Source organism: Shinella sp. HY16 (genome assembly GCF_028534175.1).
Taxonomy (GTDB): domain Bacteria; phylum Pseudomonadota; class Alphaproteobacteria; order Rhizobiales; family Rhizobiaceae; genus Shinella.
The window spans coordinates 1,168,632-1,186,285 of the sequence record NZ_JAHYXL010000002.1; the positions used below are offsets into that span (position 1 = coordinate 1,168,632).

General features: G+C 63.6%; 16 protein-coding genes. 9 read left to right on the forward strand and 7 right to left on the reverse strand.

Annotated elements, in window-relative coordinates; all coding sequences use genetic code 11:
- Nucleotides 1–335: 335 nt before the first annotated feature.
- The 3 genes from K0P03_RS25925 to K0P03_RS25935 all read right to left on the reverse strand — a co-directional run bounded on the left by K0P03_RS25925 (nt 336) and on the right by K0P03_RS25935 (nt 4,257).
- On the reverse strand, nt 336–1,775 hold the full coding sequence (locus tag K0P03_RS25925) for an amidohydrolase family protein (RefSeq protein ID WP_023512517.1): 1,440 nt from the start codon (nt 1,773–1,775) through the stop codon (nt 336–338).
- A gap of 112 nt (nt 1,776–1,887) precedes the next feature.
- Nucleotides 1,888–3,060 carry a M24 family metallopeptidase gene (locus tag K0P03_RS25930; protein ID WP_023512518.1) on the reverse strand — a complete coding sequence of 391 codons (1,173 nt, stop codon included), beginning with the start codon at nt 3,058–3,060 and terminating at the stop codon, nt 1,888–1,890.
- Between the two features lie 36 nt (nt 3,061–3,096).
- Nucleotides 3,097–4,257, reverse strand: coding sequence for a mandelate racemase/muconate lactonizing enzyme family protein (locus K0P03_RS25935; RefSeq protein WP_023512519.1), 1,161 nt, complete (start codon nt 4,255–4,257; stop codon nt 3,097–3,099).
- A gap of 138 nt (nt 4,258–4,395) precedes the next feature.
- Here K0P03_RS25935 and K0P03_RS25940 point away from each other — a divergent pair, with 138 nt between their 5' ends.
- A complete protein-coding gene (locus K0P03_RS25940) occupies nt 4,396–4,698 on the forward strand; it encodes a hypothetical protein (RefSeq protein ID WP_024270773.1) in 303 nt (100 codons plus the stop codon).
- 97 nt (nt 4,699–4,795) lie between these two features.
- Here the strand turns inward: K0P03_RS25940 and K0P03_RS25945 are convergent, their stop codons facing one another.
- Together K0P03_RS25945 and K0P03_RS25950 are read right to left on the reverse strand one after the other, a co-directional pair.
- The gene (locus K0P03_RS25945) at nt 4,796–4,963 is read right to left on the reverse strand and encodes a hypothetical protein (RefSeq protein ID WP_156032019.1); all 168 of its coding nucleotides are present in this window, start codon (nt 4,961–4,963) and stop codon (nt 4,796–4,798) included.
- Between the two features lie 307 nt (nt 4,964–5,270).
- Nucleotides 5,271–6,104 carry an AraC family transcriptional regulator gene (locus K0P03_RS25950; protein ID WP_023515968.1) on the reverse strand — a complete coding sequence of 278 codons (834 nt, stop codon included), beginning with the start codon at nt 6,102–6,104 and terminating at the stop codon, nt 5,271–5,273.
- Nucleotides 6,105–6,252: 148 nt separating this feature from the next.
- On the opposite strand from K0P03_RS25950, the gene K0P03_RS25955 reads away from it, so the two are divergent.
- From K0P03_RS25955 to lhgO, 5 genes are read left to right on the forward strand one after another with little or no spacing between them, the layout of a single operon-like run.
- Nucleotides 6,253–7,785 (forward strand): sugar ABC transporter ATP-binding protein, encoded by a 1,533-nt coding sequence (locus K0P03_RS25955; protein ID WP_023515969.1) that lies wholly within the window; start codon nt 6,253–6,255, stop codon nt 7,783–7,785.
- Complete coding sequence (locus K0P03_RS25960; protein ID WP_272791024.1) at nt 7,785–8,831, forward strand: ABC transporter permease; 1,047 nt, start codon at nt 7,785–7,787, stop codon at nt 8,829–8,831. Before K0P03_RS25955 ends, K0P03_RS25960 begins: the two co-directional genes overlap by 1 nt.
- Nucleotides 8,832–8,857: 26 nt before the next feature.
- The gene (locus tag K0P03_RS25965) at nt 8,858–9,958 is read left to right on the forward strand and encodes an ABC transporter substrate-binding protein (RefSeq protein WP_272791025.1); all 1,101 of its coding nucleotides are present in this window, start codon (nt 8,858–8,860) and stop codon (nt 9,956–9,958) included.
- A gap of 56 nt (nt 9,959–10,014) precedes the next feature.
- A complete protein-coding gene (locus K0P03_RS25970; RefSeq protein ID WP_023513937.1) occupies nt 10,015–10,932 on the forward strand; it encodes a polysaccharide deacetylase family protein in 918 nt (305 codons plus the stop codon).
- Between the two features lie 47 nt (nt 10,933–10,979).
- Nucleotides 10,980–12,203 (forward strand): L-2-hydroxyglutarate oxidase, encoded by a 1,224-nt coding sequence (gene lhgO / locus K0P03_RS25975; protein ID WP_023513938.1) that lies wholly within the window; start codon nt 10,980–10,982, stop codon nt 12,201–12,203.
- A 490-nt stretch (nt 12,204–12,693) separates the two neighbouring features.
- On the opposite strand, the gene K0P03_RS25980 is transcribed toward lhgO, so the two are convergent.
- On the reverse strand, nt 12,694–13,179 hold the full coding sequence (locus tag K0P03_RS25980) for an Lrp/AsnC family transcriptional regulator (protein ID WP_023517595.1): 486 nt from the start codon (nt 13,177–13,179) through the stop codon (nt 12,694–12,696).
- 95 nt (nt 13,180–13,274) lie between these two features.
- On the opposite strand from K0P03_RS25980, the gene K0P03_RS25985 reads away from it, so the two are divergent.
- The 3 genes from K0P03_RS25985 (at nt 13,275) to K0P03_RS25995 (ending at nt 16,493) form a co-directional block, all read left to right on the forward strand.
- The gene (locus K0P03_RS25985) at nt 13,275–14,759 is read left to right on the forward strand and encodes an aminotransferase class V-fold PLP-dependent enzyme (RefSeq protein ID WP_272791027.1); all 1,485 of its coding nucleotides are present in this window, start codon (nt 13,275–13,277) and stop codon (nt 14,757–14,759) included.
- A gap of 2 nt (nt 14,760–14,761) precedes the next feature.
- Entirely contained in the window at nt 14,762–15,640 is an 879-nt protein-coding gene (locus tag K0P03_RS25990) for an MBL fold metallo-hydrolase (RefSeq protein WP_023511924.1), read from the forward strand.
- A 67-nt stretch (nt 15,641–15,707) separates the two neighbouring features.
- On the forward strand, nt 15,708–16,493 hold the full coding sequence (locus K0P03_RS25995; protein WP_023511925.1) for a sulfite exporter TauE/SafE family protein: 786 nt from the start codon (nt 15,708–15,710) through the stop codon (nt 16,491–16,493).
- 197 nt (nt 16,494–16,690) lie between these two features.
- Here K0P03_RS25995 and K0P03_RS26000 read toward each other — a convergent pair whose 3' ends face one another.
- A complete protein-coding gene (locus tag K0P03_RS26000) occupies nt 16,691–17,629 on the reverse strand; it encodes a sugar ABC transporter substrate-binding protein (protein WP_023511926.1) in 939 nt (312 codons plus the stop codon).
- Nucleotides 17,630–17,654: the final 25 nt, after the last annotated feature.

Sequence of the window (17,654 nt, forward strand, 5' to 3'; positions counted from 1 at the left end):
CGGGATCCGCCTTGGGCCCACGAGCACCCATACGCCCAACGGCCGCGAGAATCCGCGTTGACGATATCCTTCTAGAATATTGTTTCTACCGTATTATCCAACGGAAGGCGCATTCGGAGCGACACTGTCACACAAGGCCGAGAGAGGCCCAAATTCGGCATCGCGAATGGCAACGTGCACAGATTTCACAGTGCTCCGGCAGCACAAGGTGAGCGACGGAAAAACGCACGCCGCGCCTGTGATGACAGCGCGCCGTTTTCATGCAACCGCCTTGCAGCCACCTTTCGACCGCGATATGCCCAGCCGGCGAAGGAAGCCGGCCGGGCAGGTCCGATTCAGTTTCCTTCGTCGTAGAGCGTCGTCGTCGTTTCGACATCGCTGTGGTGGAGCCCGGCGCGGACCACTGCGGCGGCGGCCAGTTCCCGGGCCTTGCTGCGGATCGCCACCTCATCGACGCCCTGCACCTTGCCGTCAGCATAAAGCGCCTTGCCATCCACCCAGGTCTGCGTGATCGACGCGGTCGATGCGGAGAAGACCAGCGCCTGCAGGGGATCGTAGAACGGCGTCCATTCGATGTGGTCGAGATCGAAGAGAATGAAATCCGCCTTCTTGCCCACTTCGAGCGAGCCGATCTCATCGTCCCACATCAGCGCACGCGCGCCCTCGATGGTGGCAGCGCGGAGCGCCTCACGCGCGGTGAAGACGTCCGGCTTCAATCGTGCATCCTTGAACATGCCCGCCACGATCAGCATCTGCCGCATGAGGTTCATGTTGCCGGCCGCCGACACACCATCGGTTCCGAGCCCGACCTTGACGCCGGCCTTGACCATCTCAGGATATTTGCCGATGGAGGTCGCGCCCTTGCCGAGTTTGAAGGACGAGCACGGGCAGAAGGCAACGCTCGCGCCCCGCTCCGCCAGCAGCTTCACCTCTTCGTCCGATACTGCCGCGCCGTGAGCGATGACGAGGTTCTTGCGGATGCCACCGGCCTGGTCGACCCGGGTGATCGGCCAGCAGCCATATTTGCTCTCGCAGACCTTGGCTTCCTCGATTGAGGTCGCCAGATGATAGGTCGTGCCGACGCCCAGCTTTTCGGCAAGCGCAACGGCGCCGACATGCAGTTCAAGACTGCACGGCTCCTTGCCCTCGATGTTCACCCAGCAGCGGGCGCGGCCATCGAGCGTATTGTTGTAGCGTGTGACACATTCCTCCAGCACCTTCAGCGCCGTCTGCGCGTCCGGGAAGAAATGATGCTCGGCCATTTCCTCGGTCCAGCCGTGCGGCAGCTCGGCCGGCCGGTTGTCCGCGGCGTGGCGGCCGGTAATGCCGCGCATACCGGTCTTTTCCATCGCACGGATGACGATCCCGGGATCGTATTGCGACCCCATGTCGAGGAAGCAGGTCGTGCCGCAGCGGAGCATTTCGGTGATGCCGAGCAGCGCACCCCAATATTCGTCCTCCTCCGTGATGAAGGCATAAAAGGGCTTTGCCCAGTGGAAGACCCAGGCGCGCGTGTTGAGATTGTCGGGGAAGACCGCGCGCGAAAGCGTTTCCGAGAGATGAACGTGGCTGTCGACAAAGCCCGGGCACATGCCCAGCATCCTGCCGTCGATCACCTTGTCGAACCGCTCGCCCTGGTGGCGCGCCTTGACCTCCTCCGCCGCTCCGATGTCGGCAATGCGGTCGTTCTCGACCACCACGCTGGCATTGCGCAGCACCGTATCGTCCTTGTCGACCGTGAAAGCGAAGTTCAGATTTTCAATCAGCGTACGCATGCGGCTCCACCCAATGCTTCAACAAATTTCCCTCCCGATCGCCCGCCATGCAAAACGGCGGGCGACACTCATGGCCGCGGACAGGAGACCGGCCCGGCCGCGAACTGCACTCTCAGGCGACAGCCTGCGCCTTCAGACCCTGCCTGGCCGTGCCACAGACGATCAGCTTGTCCGTGTTGGTGTAGTCGGACAGGAGTTCTGATCCGCTCGACGTTACAAGCAACATGTCCTTGTTCTGCATGCCGAAGCCGTAGCCGGTGTTGTAGCAGAGCGGTTCGAAGCCGAGCACCATGTTTTCCTCCAGCGGCGCATCGCTGCCGGGCTTGCCGAGCACCGGCGTCAGTCCGAGATAGGGATCCTCGTGAAGATGAAGGCCGATGCCGTGGCCGACAAAGGAGATCGGCGGCAGGTCCAGCTTGGCGAGCTTGGCGATAAACGCATCATAGATCGCACGGCAGCTGGCGCCGGGCTTCACCTTCTCCATGATCTCGTATTTGCACTCGACCAGATGGGCCCAGATCTTGTCGGCCATGGGCGGCGCTTCACCGACGATGGCGGTCCGGCAGACACCGGCCTGGTAGCCGTCGATGACCGAGAAAATCTCGACGCGGCAGACATCCCCGCGCTTGAGGATGCGGTCGGACGGACCGACATTGGGCAGTACGCTACGCTCGCCGGTGGCGACGATGAGGAGCTTGAAATGCTCCGCGCCGAGCGAATAAACGTTGCGGGTCAGGTGGCCGGCAATGTCCATTTCGCTGTCGCCCGCATCGACCTCCGCCAGCGCGTCGGCAATGGCCTGGTCGGCGATGCGCGACAGTCTGCTGAGCAGCGCAATCTCCTCGGCTGTCTTGATCTGGCGCAGTCGCGCAAGGATCGGTTCCGCGTGCTCGAACCGGGCACCGGGCATCGCCGCGATCAGGCGGGCGAAATCGCCTGCCGGCAGATAGTCCATTTCGATGCCGATGCGCGCCTTCACAAGGCCGAGACCCGCGAGCTGGTCCGCCAGCACCAGCATCGGGTCGTCGGAAAACTCCGCCCAGATGCGCGACGGCACGTCGGGCAGCCGCCGCTTGATCGTCGATGCTTCCATGTCGACGCCGAAGATGGCGCTGCGCCCGTCGGCGGTGACGATCGTCATCGCGTGGCGATGGCGGATCAGCGGCTGCGACGGAACGACGAAGCCCGCCGTATAGGCAAAGTTCTCAGGCGAGGAGCAAATGATGGCGTCGAGCCCATGCTCCGCCATAGCCTTGACCTGTTTTGCAACGATTTCTGCCCGCATGTTCTTTCCTCTCTCCTTGCGTTTGCTGGCGGACGCTCAGTCGCGAACGCGATATTTTTCGACCTTGGCCAGGTCGACATCGATGCCCATGCCGGGTCCCGTCGGCACGACGATCGCACCGTCGACGAACTGCATCGGCTCGACCAGAAGGTCGTCCTTGTAGTAGATGCCGCCGACCTGGCCGTGCTGCGCCTCGGCTGGCGTCGATACGGGAATGACGCAGGACAGTGTCACGGCGGGCGATGCCGCTGCGAGCTGGACATTGGCGAGATTGCCGATGCCGGTCTCGATCGATCCGTTGACGTTGCAAAGGATGCCGGCCGCGCGGCAGACCGCCCCCACCTCCATCGCCTTGTACAGACCGCCGGCCTTGGTCGTGTAGATCGAGACGATCTGGATGCCGCCGTTCTGGACAATCTGGATGGAATCATGCGCATTCCAGGCCGATTCATCGGCCATGACAGGCGCGTCGATCCGGCGTCCGACCTCGGCGATCCGCTCGATGCCCATGACCGGCTGCTCGACATATTTGAGCCCGTTCTTCTCCATCTTGCGCACGGTCTGCACCGCCTCGCCGGGCGTCTTGTAGCCCTCGTTGGCATCGACGCAGATTTCGACCGCATCACCGGCGACCTCGCGCACGGCATCGACCATGGCGACGTCCCGCGCCGGATCGACGCCGATCTTCACCTTGATTGTCTTGACACCCTCCTCGACCAGCTTGGCGACCTCGATCCGCGCCTCCTCGATGGAGATCAGGCCAATGGAGTGGGTAACCGGCACCCGCCCGCGCGCCTTGCCGCCAAGCAGGGTGTGCACGGGAACGTTCAGCCAGCGGCCGGCAAGGTCATAGGCCGCAAACTCGACCGCCGCCTTCGAATAGGGATAACCGCGGATGATCGCATCCATCCGGGCATGCAGCTCTGCGAAGTTGCCGAGTTCCAGCCCGATGACGGCCGGCGCGAGATAGGTATCGATGACCGCGCGGGTGATCATGGCGGATTCGCCGAAGTAGCGGCCGAATTCCCCGCCCCAATCCTTGAGCGCCGGCGCCTCGCCCCACCCGACCCGGCCATCGCTGTCGGTCATCTTGACCATGACGTAGCGGCCGATGACCTCGGTGAGGCCCGCCCATTTATGCTCTCGCCGCGTGGGCAATTGGACAATCAATGTTTCGATGGACTTGATCGTTGGCACTGGTTCCACCTTCTCCTTGTCGTCGCAGTCATCTCGTTGTAGAATGCGATCATTCATTGTGATCACACTTTATGATCATGATTTTGAATGTCAAGGACGGCCGGATCGATTTTTTCGCCGGCAGATGGGAGGGAAACCATGATCGTCGAAGCGACCAACTACTTTGCCAGGGAAGGCTTGGCCGACACGGTGCTCGATCAGCGCCGCAAGGCAAGCGAGATCCGGCGCAGCCTGGGGCTCAAGCCGGGGCTGATCCACGTCAAGCTGGAGGGCGACGGCCCGGATGTTCGATGGGAGTGCAGGTTTGCATCCAGAGACGCTTACGACGCGGACCGGGCCGCGAGAGCCGCTTCCCCGGACTTCGAGGAAGCGCGCAAAGCCATGCACCGCCTATTGGCGAAGTTCGAACGGCATGTCAGCGTAGAGACCGATGGGGGCTAAAGCCGCGGGCAGGAGCAACGACCAACTCCGGGACGCTCACGTCAATCGCCGCCACAAATCGCCTCAGGCTTCGCCGTGTCACTGCACGTCGCGGTCATCAAAACGGGCGATGATCCACTTCATCGACGACGCGTCGCATCGCGATCGACGTCAGGGTCGCCAAGTGCTCCATCAGCCCGGTCACCTTCAATCGGGTGAATGTACGTTTCGCGGGTCCAAATGCCGAGGCCGAGAGCTGGGCCGCCATCGCCTTGCTCGTCGACATGGCGCGGCTGCTATCTGAAAGATGTGATATCCAGGATCGTCAACCAGCAGCACCCCAAACAATCAGATCGACGAGCCGCCGCCCTGTGCCGATGCCAAGGTTTCAGTCCCATCACCGACGCTCAGGCCGCTATACCCGGTCGAAGTGGCTGCCCCGTGATTTCAGGGAACTGGAGGTGCTGTCTGGAATGCAAAGCATGCCCACGCGGAATTTCCTCCGGATCCGGACTGCCTTGTCTAGCAAAAGAACCGGATTTCCAGTGGAGTGATCAGCTTGACTTTCGGATCAGATGGAGAGTTTCACGCGGCTATAGGTCTCCCGTGTGCAGGGCGCCAGAGCGGGACCGTACACCCTGGCTGAAACTCTTCGCATAGACCGACGGGGTCTTGCCGACATAGCCGAAGAAGGCGCTGGAAAACGCGGAGCTGGAGGAAAAGCCCACTTCGAAGGCGGTCTCGGTGATCGAGCGGCCCTCCTTGCGCAAAAGCTCCATTGCCCTATTCATGCGCATCTCGCGGATGAACTCGCGCCAGCTCTGGCCGAGCTCCGCCTGGAGATGCCGGCGCAACGTGCGCTCCGACATGCCGGCATGATCGGCGACCTCAGGCAAGGTGACACCCGGCCCGCGGCGGCTCGCGAAATCGATCACCTTCTGGATCGAGGAGTTTTCTGCATAGGGCGTCCACAGGATGCGCTCGTGGCGAAACCAGTCCGGCAGCATCTCGCCGAGCGTGACGAAGAAGCAGCGTGCTTTCTTGTCGCTCGACGCCGCTTCAGCGCTCCAGCGCAGGGCATAGTCCGTCATGCCGCCGGCAAAATCGCTGACGGCGCCGACCCAGCAGCCATTGTGTAGCCACGCCACTTCCTTGGCGCAGAATTTCGCGACAACGCCGGATGACGGGATTCTGGCGCGCAGGCGAAACATGCGGGACGGCGGGATATAGACCATATGATCCGCCGGAATGACCCATTCGCCGGCATGGCCGAAAAGCTCAAGCTCCCCTGCCGTGCAGCGCACGAGCTGGCCGCCCGCTTCACCTTCGCTGGCAAAATCGAACCGCCCCGGACCAAAGGCGCGCGCATGGCTCGCCATGCCGGCCGAGACCTCAAAATACCGTTCGCCGCTTCCCTTGCCCGCCATGCCGAGCCCTCTCCGTCCGATTGGCCGATTTTCTGATAAAAATGGCCGATTATCGAATGCAGGACAAGTCCGATTTCGGCACTTTACCATCATAACGTCGAAAAACGGACAAAGCGTATGCGGCGTTGCGAGGGAGGAGGATCATCGCATGGCACTTACCGACGCATGGGCGGCGGACGACGCCGCCTTGTCGATCGACGGGCTGAGCAAGCGTTTCGGCGGCACGCAGGCCGTCAACGGTGTCGGCTTTTCCGTCAGGACCGGGGAGATCCTGGCGCTGCTCGGAGAGAACGGCGCCGGCAAATCGACGCTCATCAAGATACTCGCCGGGGTCTATGCCGCGGATGCCGGCACATTCCGCGTCCGCGGCGCGCGTTTCGATCCGCGCGAAGGCCATCCCGGCATCGCCTTCATCCATCAGGACCTCGGCCTCATCGAATGGATGACGGTCGCGGAAAACATGTGCCTGATGCACGGCCGCTATGCGCGCCGGTTCGGCTTCATCGACTGGCGGAGTGCGCGACGCCGGGCGGCCGCGGCGCTCGCGCTCGTCTCTGAGGAGATCGATCCGGGCGCCCGGGTCCAGGACCTGACGCGTACGGAAAAATCCCTTGTCGCCATCGCCCGGGCGCTGGCGCGCGACGCACAACTTCTCGTGCTCGACGAGCCGACGGCGAGCCTGCCGCAGTCGGATGTCGATATGCTGCATGGCGTGCTGATGCGGCTTCGCGCCCGTGGCGTTGCCATCATCTATGTCTCGCACCGGCTGGACGAGGTCTTCGCCATCGCCGATCGCGTCGTCGTGCTGCGCGACGGCTATCTCGTCGCCGACGAGCCGATTGGCCGGCTCGACGGCACCCGCCTGATCGAGTTGATCATCGGCGGCCGGATGAAGGATGTCTTCGTGCGCCCGCCGGTCGCAGCCGATGCGCCTGTCGCGCTGACGCTGGACAATCTCGTCGCCGGCGATGTCGGGCCGGTATCGCTCACGCTGCGGTGCGGCGAGGTGCTCGGCCTCGTCGGCCTGCGCGGCGCGGGCCAGGACGCGGTCGGCCAGGCGCTGTTCGGCCGTTGCGCCATCCGTTCGGGAGGAGCCGTGCTTGGCGGCGGCGACGTGCTCACAAGCCGCCATCCGCAGGACGCGATCCGCGCGGGCATCGCCCTGGTGGCGGGAGACCGCAATGCGGATTCGGTGGCGCGCGGCCTCTCGGTGCAGGAGAACCTCTTTCTCAATCCGGCGCTTACCGGGCGGCGGCTTGCCGATTTCGCCCATCCGGACACGGAGGCGAAGGCGACCGCCGCCATCGGCCGGACCTTCGACATCCGCCCCAACGATCCCACGGCAGCGATCGAAACGCTTTCCGGCGGCAACCAGCAGAAGGTCGTCATGGCCCGCTGGATGCAGATCGGCGCGAAAGTGCTGATCCTCGAGGATCCAACCGCCGGCGTCGATGTCGGTTCGAAGGCCGACATCTATGCGCTGCTCGCCGAAGCGCTCGCAAGGGGCCTCGCCGTGCTGCTGATCTCGACGGATTTCGAGGAGGTCGCCGGCATCAGCCACCGCGCGCTGGTCTTCCGCGACGGGCGCGTCACCGCCGAACTCTCGGGCGACGACCTCACGGTCGAGACCCTGCTCAACACCGCATCCCTGGAACCGATTTCAAGGCAGGAGGAGGCCTGATGGAGTCCCTACGTTCAAACGCGCTGGAGCCGACGCACTCCGAGCTCGCAAACCTTGCGGGCGGTGCCCGCCTCGTGCGCCTGCTGCCGGTCTATGGCCTGCCGCTCCTGACGCTCGCCCTCATCCTGTTCTTTTCGCTGCTGCTGCCGGAGACTTTTCCGACAGTGCTGAACCTTCGGGCCGTGCTCGGCGAGAAGGCGGTCATCGCGCTCCTGTCGCTCGCCGCGATGATCCCGATGATGACTGGCCGCATCGATCTTACCGTCGGCTACGGCATCGTCATCTGGCATGTGCTCGCCATCAGCCTGCAGACGGTCTACGGCCTGCACTGGTCGGTCGCCGTGCTGATCGTGCTTGCCGGCGGCTGCCTGCTCGGTCTCGTCAACGGGCTGCTCGTCGAGGTGGCACAGATCGACAGCTTCATCGCCACGCTCGGCACCGGCACGCTGATCTACGCCGCCGCGCTCTGGCACACCGAGGGGCGCCAGGTCATCGGCCTCCTGCCCCCCGCCTTCACCGCCCTCTATACGACCCAGCTTTTCGGCCTGCCGATCGCCGCCTTCTATGTGCTCGCCATCGCGGTGGCTTTGTGGCTCGTTTCCGATTACCTGCCGATCGGCCGCTATCTCTATGCCATCGGCGCGAACTCCCGCGCGGCAGAACTAAACGGCATCCGTACCCGCCGCTTCGTCATCGGCGCCTTCGTCGCCTCCGGCCTCATCGGCGCCTTCGCCGGTGTGGTGCTTGCGGCAAAGCTGCGCATCGGCCAGGCGAGCGTCGGCCTCGAATTCCTGCTGCCGGCCCTTGTCGGCGCGTTCCTCGGCTCGACGACCATCAAGCCCGGCCGCGTCAACGTCTGGGGCACGATGATCGGCGTCATCATCCTTGCCGTCGGCATTTCCGGCATCCAGCAGATGGGCGGCGCCTTCTATGTCGAGCCGCTGTTCAACGGCGCGACCCTGCTCGTGGCGATCGGCATCGCCGGCTACGCCCAGCGCCGACGCGGCTCGGTGCGCCATGCCCGCCGCCCCACACCCAAATCGTAGAACCGTCTTCAAGGAGGAGAGAAGACATGAAGAGACTGCTTCAGACGACTGCGCTTGCGCTTTTGGCGGCCCTTGCCGCCACGACAGCCCGGGCCGATGCCGTGGCCGACGCCAAGGCCTACATCGCCGAAATCACCAAGCCCAACCCCGCCTGGACGGGACCGACGACGGGACCGCTCGCCGAAAAGGGCAAGTCGATCGTCTATGTCGCGGCGGACCTGCGCAACGGCGGCGTGCTCGGCGTTTCCAAGGGCATCGAGGAGGCCGCCGCCGCCATCGGCTGGACCGTCAGGGTGATCGACGGGCAAGGCACGGTCTCCGGCCGCTCCGCCGCCCTGCAACAGGCGATCGCGCTCTCGCCCGATGGCATCGTGCTCGGTTCCGTCGATGCCAACGAGCAGGCCGAGGCGATCAAGCAGGCGGCCGAGGCGGGCATAAAGATCGTCGGCTGGCATGCCACCGCCACCACCGGCCCCTCCGACAAACACGCCGTCTTCACCAACATCACCACCGATCCGCTGGAGATTTCCAAGGCGGCCGCCTCTTTCGTCGTCGCCGACAGCGACGGCAAGGCCAATGTCGTGATCTTCACCGACAGCGTCTACGACATCGCCATCGCCAAGTCCGATGCCATGGCCGAGGTGATCCGCGCCTGCACCACCTGCAAGCTGCTGACGATCGAGGACACGCCGCTTGCCGAAGCCTCCAACCGCATGCCGCCGCTGACCAATGCGCTTTTGCAGCGGTTCGGTGACGAATGGACCTATTCGCTGACGATCAACGACCTGCCGATCGACTTCATGGCCTCGGCCCTGCAATCGGCCGGCAAGGCGGCCGACGGTTTCCCGCGCAACGTCTCGGCCGGCGACGGCTCGGAAGCGGCCTTCCAGCGCATCCAGCAGAACTATTACCAGACGGGCACGGTGGCCGAGCCGCTGTCGCTGCACGGCTGGCAGGCGGTCGACGAACTGAACCGCGCCTTCGCCGGCGAAAAGGATTCCGGCTACGTCGTGCCGGTGCATCTCTTCCTGCCCGGGAACGTCAAGGAGGACGGCGGCGAACGCTTCACCTTCGATCCGAACAACGGCTACCGCGACGCCTACAAGAAGATCTGGGGCGTCAACTGATCCTTCCGGCGGGCGTTCGGTTCGCCGCGCCCGCCCCCTTCCCCATGGAGAGCAAGATGACCAAAACCTTTTGGCCGGACGACATCCGGCTCGTGATTTCCATTTCCATGCAGTTCGAGGCCGGTGGCGAAGCGCCCTATGGTCCGGGCGGCCCCTTCTCCGGCTTCATCGACATGGACCCCTCCTATCCCGATTTCCCGACGAAGAGCTGGTATCGCTACGGCTATGTCGAGGGCATCCAGCGCATGCTCGACCTCTGGGACAAACACGCCGTCAAGGTGACGTCGCACATGGTCGGCTCGGCCGTCGACCGCAGCCCTGCCGTCGCCCGCGAGATCGTCGAGCGCGGCCACGAGGCCGCCGCCCACGGGCGCGACTGGATCCTCCAGGTCGACCTCCAGGAGCCGGAGGAGCGGAAATTCATTCGCGACAATGTCGATTCGATCCGGCGCGCCACTGGCGTCGCCCCCGTCGGCTATAACGGCGCGGCGATGCGCGGCACGGTCAACACGCTGAAAATCCTGCAGGACGAGGGGTTCCGCTATCACATCGACGATGTCAGCCGGGACGAACCCTTCCTCATCCCCGTGCGCGGCAAGGATTTCGCCGTCGTGCCCTATTCGCTGACCCTCAACGACATCGTGCAGTTCGAGGGCTACAAATTCACCAACACGGAATATGAGCGCCAGCTCAAGGACGAGTTCGACGTGCTCTACGAGGAGGCCGCGACCCGCCGGCGCATGATGTCGATTTCCACCCACGACCGCGTGCAGGGCCGCCCCTTCCGCGTGCGCTCGCTCGACCGGTTCCTCGACTACGCGCTGAAGCACAAGGGCGTCGTGTGCCTGCGCAAGGACGCCATCGCCGACTTCGCCTTTTCCGAACCGACCACACTGCGCGATCCCAATCCGCATGACGAATGGGCCGACTGGGAACGCCGCCACGGCGACCAGAAGATCCGGCCGATCGCCTGATACATGGAGGGGCGGGCGGCGGCGCCGCCGCCCGGTACAGGGAGAATATGTTGACCGACATCACCATCATCGGCGGCGGCATCGTCGGCATCGCGACGGCCTATGAACTGCTGCGGCGCTTTCCCGGCATTTCGCTGGAAGTGCTGGAGAAGGAACAAGACCTTGCCCTGCACCAGACCGGGCGCAACAGCGGCGTCATCCATGCCGGTATCTACTATGCCCCCGGCAGCCTGAAGGCGGAATTCTGCCGCCGCGGCCTCGCCGCCACGCTGCGTTTTTCCGCCGAGCACGGCATCGCGCATGAACAGCCGGGAAAACTGCTGGTCGCCACGTCGCCGGTCGAGATGGAGCGCCTTGCCGCGCTCGAAACGCGGGCGGCGGCGAACGGCCTCGCCGTCCGGCGCGTCAGCGCCGCGGAGCTGAGGGAGATCGAGCCCAACATCGTCGGGCTCGGCGCGCTGCTGAGCCCCGCGACCGGCATTGCCGACTATGGCGCCATCGTGCGCCGCATGGCCGCGCTGGCCGGCGATCTCGGCGGGCAGGTGACCTGCGGGGTGGAGGTGAACCACATCGAGGAGCGGGCGAACGGCGTGCGCCTCACCCTCGCCGACGGAAGCGTCCGCACCACGCGCCATCTCGTCGTCTGCGCCGGCCTGATGGCGGACCGGCTCGCCGCCCTCTGCGGGCTCGGCGGCGATTTTTCCATCGTGCCCTTCAAGGGCGAATATTTCCGCCTCGCGCCGCGCCACGATGAGGTTGTGCGCCATCTCATCTATCCCGTACCCGATCCGGCCCTGCCCTTCCTCGGCATCCATCTCACGCGCATGATCGGCGGCTTTGTCACCGTCGGTCCGAACGCCGTACTCTCGCTGGCGCGCGAGGGCTACGGCAAGCTCGCCATCGATTTCGGCGACCTTGGCGACATGGCGCGGTTCCCCGGCTTCTGGCGCACGCTGCAGGCCAATCTTTCCTCCGGCCTCAAGGAAGCGGCGAACTCCGCCTTCCGCCGCCGCTACCTGAAAGCCTGCCAACGCTACTGCCCGTCACTGGAGCTCGCCGATCTCCTGCCTCACCCACCCGGGATAAGGGCGCAGGCCGTGATGCGCGACGGAACGCTCGTGCATGATTTTCTGATCCGCCGTTCCGCCCGTACGATCCACATCTGCAATGCACCTTCGCCGGCGGCAACCTCGGCAATCCCGATTGCAGAACACATCAGCGATCTCGCGGAAAAGGTCTTTGCTTTCGACGCACGAAGAGCCGCTACTTAGGCGCCCGCCCTAACATGGGGAAACGAGGCCAATGAATGGCGCAGATACAGTAACTTAGATCACCAGAAAATTCCAAGAAACTGGTCATCTTCAAACAGTGCGGCCTACATCGTCGGGGATCGCGTCGATGCCTGCCATCAGTTCATCGTGGATTTCTTCAGGCGCATCCTCCAGCAGATATGCTCTGGTATGGGTCTCACGCTTCCGGTGCTCGTAGGCATCGGCCCGGAGGATCACGAGCTTCTATTTGCCGTGTTTGGTTAGCCCGACACGCTCGACAAGGGCGGTTTCCAGGACTTCTCCAGAGGCGCGATTCATGTCGGAGAAGGTGAATTGCTTCATCGTCGCCCTCGATTCTGAAAATACGGAATATACGTATTTTATGCGAAATATGTAATACGCTACAACGCACTGAACCACGGTCCGTTTCGGCCCACCGAACTCGGCGGTGTTTCAGCGCGGAGAGGGATCTCAATAATAAACCAAACTCTTAGCGCGCAAGACCGCGCAGATCCGGCATTCGATCGGCCACGATCGTTTCCATCGAAAAGAAGCCGGTAACAGTCATGAGATCAAAATCGGTGATAAGCTTTTGATAGAAGGCGTCATAGCCGGACATGCCGCGTGTCACCACCTTGATCAGATAATCCCAGTCACCGCCGATCCGATAGAAGTCCGTCACTTCCGGCAAGCGCTCCACGTGTTTGCGGAAGCCGTCGGCCCATTCCTTGGAGTGATGACGGGTACGGATCATCACGAACACGGTCAGGTCGAGGCCGAGTGCCGCGACATCGATCGCGGTATGAGTACCGCGAATGAGACCACTGGCGTTCAGCCGCTGCAGGCGGCGCCAGAGGGCATTCTGCGAAAGGCCCACCCGGTCAGCCAAATCGCGTTGCGAGACAGCACCATCCTTTTGCAGGGAAGTCAGTATTCGCAGATCAATTTCGTCAATTTTGTCCATACTATCGTTCATTCGACCCATTTTTCTTGAAAAATCGCATAAGAACGATGAAGTTTCAATGCTTCGGCTTGGTTAGACTCATCATCCGTACCATTCCGGAGGTCCTGATGAGCCGACATTCCCTCGACAACCTGCATGCTGCCGGCCCACTCGCGGATTTTCGCCGGAGCCTTGCCGAGGAAAACACCATTGCGGCGTTGCGCGCCGGATTGGTGGGCAAAGACGCGACAGTCGAGGGGCCATTCGGGGTCAAACGCCTCCTCTATGCCGACTATGTCGCTTCCGGGCGGGCCCTGATGCAGGTAGAGCGCTTCGTTCTCGAACGGGTCCTGCCCTATTACGCCAACAGCCATACCGAGGCGTCCTATTGCGGCGGCTTCATGACGCGGCTGCGCCGTGAGGCGCGTGCAGCAATCGCCGCCTGTTGTGGGGCTGGGCCGGAGCACGCCGTGATCTTCACGGGTTCCGGGGCAACGGCCGGCCTCAACCGGCTGGTTCACCTGCTGGGTGTAAGCGAGGGGGTCGCCGCGGGAAAGCGCGTACGCATCCTGATCGGCCCCTATGAACATCATTCCAACATCCTGCCTTGGCGAGAGAGTGGCGCCGAGGTGATCGAGATTGCCGAAGGCGCGGACGGCAGCGGCCCAGATCTCGCGGAGCTCGAAGCCGCTTTGCGGCAACCTGCCGATCTTGTCGTCTGCGCCTTCTCCGCCGCTTCCAACGTCACCGGCATCGTCACGGATGTCGCGGCCGTCACGCGGCTCGCCAAAGCGGCCGGTGCCAGGATCGTCTGGGATTATGCCGGTGCAGGTCCCTATCTGCCCATCGCCATGTCCCCCGGTGCGGATGCCGATATCGATGCGACGGTGGTGTCACCGCACAAATTCATCGGCGGCCCGGGAGCGTCCGGCGTTCTGATCCTCCGGCGCGATGCGGCGATCGCGGACAAGCCGACGTGGCCCGGTGGCGGCACTGTCAAATTCGTCTCTCCGGCAGGCCATGACTACAGCGACAGCCTGGAAGCGCGCGAGGAAGCCGGCACGCCAAATGTCGTGGGCGACGTGCGCGCCGCGCTCGCCTTCCTGGTCAAAGACGCGATCGGCCATACAGTGATGCAAGCACGCAATGGCATCCTGACCCGTCGCGCCCTTGCCGCCTGGTGCAATGTCAAGCACCTGGAGCTGCTCGGCCCGCCCGATCCAACGCGGCTGCCGATCTTCGCCTTTCGTGTCCGCGACGGCAGGGGCGGATATGTTCACCAGCAACTCGTTACGCGCATGCTGAGCGACCGCTACGGCATCCAGGCACGAGGCGGCTGCGCCTGCGCCGGCCCGTATGTTCATCGCCTTCTCGGCATCGACGCCGACCAGTCGCTGCACCTCCGCGCCGCTCTTCTGGCCGGGCAGGAGATGCTCAAGCCCGGGTTCATCCGGTTGAACTTCAGCGTCCTTCTGCCCGATGAGGATGTGGCGTTCATTCTCGATGCGGTTGCCGAGCTTGCGACCGATGCATCCCGCTACGAGCCGCACTACGATTTCGATCCGGCGCGCGCCATCTTCTTCCCGCGCACGGCTCTTGCCCTGGGAGCGTGATCATGACGAGACCCGACATCGCTGCCTTCTTCGATCCGCGTACCTGGTCCGTGCAATACGTGATCGCCGATCCCGCGACGAAAGCCTGCGCCATTGTTGACCCGGTGCTGGACTTCGATGAGAAATCCGGCACAACTGCCACGGACAATGCCGACCGGCTGCTCGACTTCGTACGCGCCGAAGGCCTGGACGTGCAGTGGATCCTGGATACCCATCCCCATGCCGACCATCTTTCCGCCGCCGCCTATCTGAAGGACAAAACCGGGGCGCCCACCGCCATCGGCGCGCACATCGTCGACGTCCAGAAGCTCTGGGCCGATATTTACAACTGGCCCACCCTTCGTACAGACGGCTCACAATGGGACCAGCTGTTCGACCATGGCGACACGTTCCATATTGGCGGGATCAAAACCGGGGTGCTGTTCTCGCCGGGCCACACTCTGGCCTCGATCACCTATGTCGCCGGCGACGCCGCCTTTGTCCATGACACACTCTTCATGCCCGACAGCGGTACGGCGCGGACGGACTTTCCCGGCGGGAGCGCACAGGCGCTCTGGGCGAGCATCCAGGATATCCTGGCATTGCCGGACGACACTCGCGTCTTCGTCGGTCACGACTACCAGCCGGGCGGCCGCGCACCGCGCTGGGAGAGCACGGTTGCCGGGCAGAGAGCGGACAACATTCACCTGACCGCCCATTCTGACGAAAACGCGTTCGTGGCGTTCCGGCAGGCGCGCGACCAGACCTTGCCGATGCCCAAGCTCATCCTCCACGCCTTGCAGGTCAACATCAACGGCGGCCGCTTGCCGGAACCGGAGGAGAACGGCCGGCGCTATCTGAAAATTCCCCTGAACGCCCTGCAAGGGGCCGCCTGGAGCTGATCATCCTCTTAAACGGCAGCCCGCTTTGCAATGGGGCGCCATCCACCGCAGTGCAGTAGAGCCACCCATGCCCCTCGACTTTGCACAGTATGTTCTGGCGGCCGCATCCGGCAGCCTGGTGGGATTCAGCCTTTCTTTGTTCGGGGGAGGCGGATCCATTCTGGCCGTCCCTCTGCTCGTGCACGTTGTCGGCCTGAGCAATGTGCATATGGCGATCGGAACCAGCGCCATCGCAGTCGCGGTGAACGCCTTGTCAGGTTTGGCCATGCACGCTCGCCACGGCATCGTGAAATGGCGCTGCGCGGCGGTATATTGTGCCACCGGCATCGCAGGTGCGTGGATTGGCGCTGCACTCGGCAAGGCGCTGGACGGCAAGCGCCTGCTGCTGTTGTTTGCCACCCTCATGATGGTCGTCAGCCTGACCATGCTGAAACGGCGCCACCGGGCTGGCGACCCCGCATCGACCTGTACGCGCACGAATGCGCCGAAAGTGCTGGCCTTCGGGGCGGGGACAGGCATCATCTCCGGCTTTTTCGGCATCGGTGGCGGCTTCCTGATCGTGCCTGGCCTGATGATCTCGACCGGCATGCCGGCGATCAACGCCATCGCGTCGTCCCTGGTGGCCATCGCTTCTTTCGGTGCGACGACGGGCGTCAGCTATTCCCTATCGGGCCTGGTCGATTGGCCGCTCGCCGGTGCGTTCATCGGCGGCGGCGTGCTGGGCGCGCTGACGGGATATCGCGCGGCTCACGGCCTCAAACGCTATACGAGTATCTTGAACACGCTGTTCGCAGCACTCACCTTCAGCGTCGCCGTAGGGCTGGCTCTCTACGCGGTACAGCCAAATCTCTGAATAGCCCCGGGCTCCACGCCCCCCCCGGGTTAGCTGGAGCAATGCTCTGCGGTGGTGGCATGACAGATGCCGGCCTACCGTCTGTGCATAGAGACGCGGCACGCCGGGGCGGTTTCAATTGTCGACGCGGTAGCACAACAGGAAAGGCCGCGCAGCACCACCGGCGCTGCGCGGCAGAAGGCCTTCACAACGGTGTATCAGAAAGCCGGCTCGACAGAATCGACATTGGCCTTGGTGACAACGGTAAGCGGAATCGGCAGGCGTGCACCGACCTCCTTGCCGTCGAGGATCTCGGCCATGGTGTTGATCGCGAGCTTGCCATCCTCGACTGGCGACTGGACGATCGTTGAATACATCTCGCCCGAGCGGATGGAATCGAAGGCATCGCGCTGGCCGTTGATGCCGACGATCGGCGGCGTCGGCTTGCCGGCATTCGCTTCCTTCCAGGCATCGATGAAGCCGCGGGCCATCGTGTCGTCATTGGCGTAGACGCCGGTGATCTTGTCGCCGAAACGGGTGATCAGGTCGCGGCTGGCGACGAGCGCCTTCTGCTGGTCGAAGTCGGCATTGACAGTTTCCAGCACCTCGATCTTGCTGCCGGTCTCCTTGAGACGATCGACGAAACCACCGACGCGGCCGATGGTCGTGCCATTGCCGGCCTGACCGGCGATAACGACGACAGCTCCCTCGCCCTTCATCGCCTCGTTCAGCGAGTCGGCAGCAAGCTTGCCTTCTTCATAGACATCAGGACCGGTAAAGGACTTGATGAAGTCATTTGCCTGCTCCGCCATCGGCGAATTGATCAGGATCGCCGGAATGTTCGCCTGCTTGGCGCGGGCGAGCGCCGGGATATAGGCCTGCGGGTCGAGCGGCCAGAGAATGATGCCGTCGGCCTTGCGCGCAATGCAGGTGCTGACCTGCTCGGTACCGGTCTGCACGTCGAAGTTCTGGCTGAGGCTCAGGATCTCGATGCCGAGTTCCTTGGCACGCTCGTTGAGGGCCACGTTTGCCGGGGTCGCATAGGCATGGGAATCGGCGGCCGTGACGTAACAGACCGTCTTGGCGCTGGCGAAAGCCGTCGAAGCGAGCAGGGCGGCGGCAATGGCAGCCGGCAATCTTACAGTCTTACCAATCATGTTTTCCTCCTTCATCGATTGGAAA

Bases quoted from the DNA above. Each gene is read 5' to 3' on its own strand.
- K0P03_RS25945 (WP_156032019.1), bottom strand. From the start codon at position 4,963: ATGTCGACGAGCAAGGCGATGGCGGCCCAGCTCTCGGCCTCGGCATTT.
- K0P03_RS25930 (WP_023512518.1), bottom strand. From the start codon at position 3,060: ATGCGGGCAGAAATCGTTGCAAAACAGGTCAAGGCTATGGCGGAGCAT.
- K0P03_RS25955 (WP_023515969.1), top strand. From the start codon at position 6,253: ATGGCACTTACCGACGCATGGGCGGCGGACGACGCCGCCTTGTCGATC.
- K0P03_RS25925 (WP_023512517.1), bottom strand. From the start codon at position 1,775: ATGCGTACGCTGATTGAAAATCTGAACTTCGCTTTCACGGTCGACAAG.
- K0P03_RS25970 (WP_023513937.1), top strand. From the start codon at position 10,015: ATGACCAAAACCTTTTGGCCGGACGACATCCGGCTCGTGATTTCCATT.
- K0P03_RS25990 (WP_023511924.1), top strand. From the start codon at position 14,762: ATGACGAGACCCGACATCGCTGCCTTCTTCGATCCGCGTACCTGGTCC.
- K0P03_RS26000 (WP_023511926.1), bottom strand. From the start codon at position 17,629: ATGATTGGTAAGACTGTAAGATTGCCGGCTGCCATTGCCGCCGCCCTG.
- K0P03_RS25985 (WP_272791027.1), top strand. From the start codon at position 13,275: ATGAGCCGACATTCCCTCGACAACCTGCATGCTGCCGGCCCACTCGCG.
- lhgO (WP_023513938.1), top strand. From the start codon at position 10,980: ATGTTGACCGACATCACCATCATCGGCGGCGGCATCGTCGGCATCGCG.
- K0P03_RS25960 (WP_272791024.1), top strand. From the start codon at position 7,785: ATGGAGTCCCTACGTTCAAACGCGCTGGAGCCGACGCACTCCGAGCTC.
- K0P03_RS25940 (WP_024270773.1), top strand. From the start codon at position 4,396: ATGATCGTCGAAGCGACCAACTACTTTGCCAGGGAAGGCTTGGCCGAC.
- K0P03_RS25980 (WP_023517595.1), bottom strand. From the start codon at position 13,179: ATGAACGATAGTATGGACAAAATTGACGAAATTGATCTGCGAATACTG.
- K0P03_RS25965 (WP_272791025.1), top strand. From the start codon at position 8,858: ATGAAGAGACTGCTTCAGACGACTGCGCTTGCGCTTTTGGCGGCCCTT.
- K0P03_RS25950 (WP_023515968.1), bottom strand. From the start codon at position 6,104: ATGGCGGGCAAGGGAAGCGGCGAACGGTATTTTGAGGTCTCGGCCGGC.
- K0P03_RS25995 (WP_023511925.1), top strand. From the start codon at position 15,708: ATGCCCCTCGACTTTGCACAGTATGTTCTGGCGGCCGCATCCGGCAGC.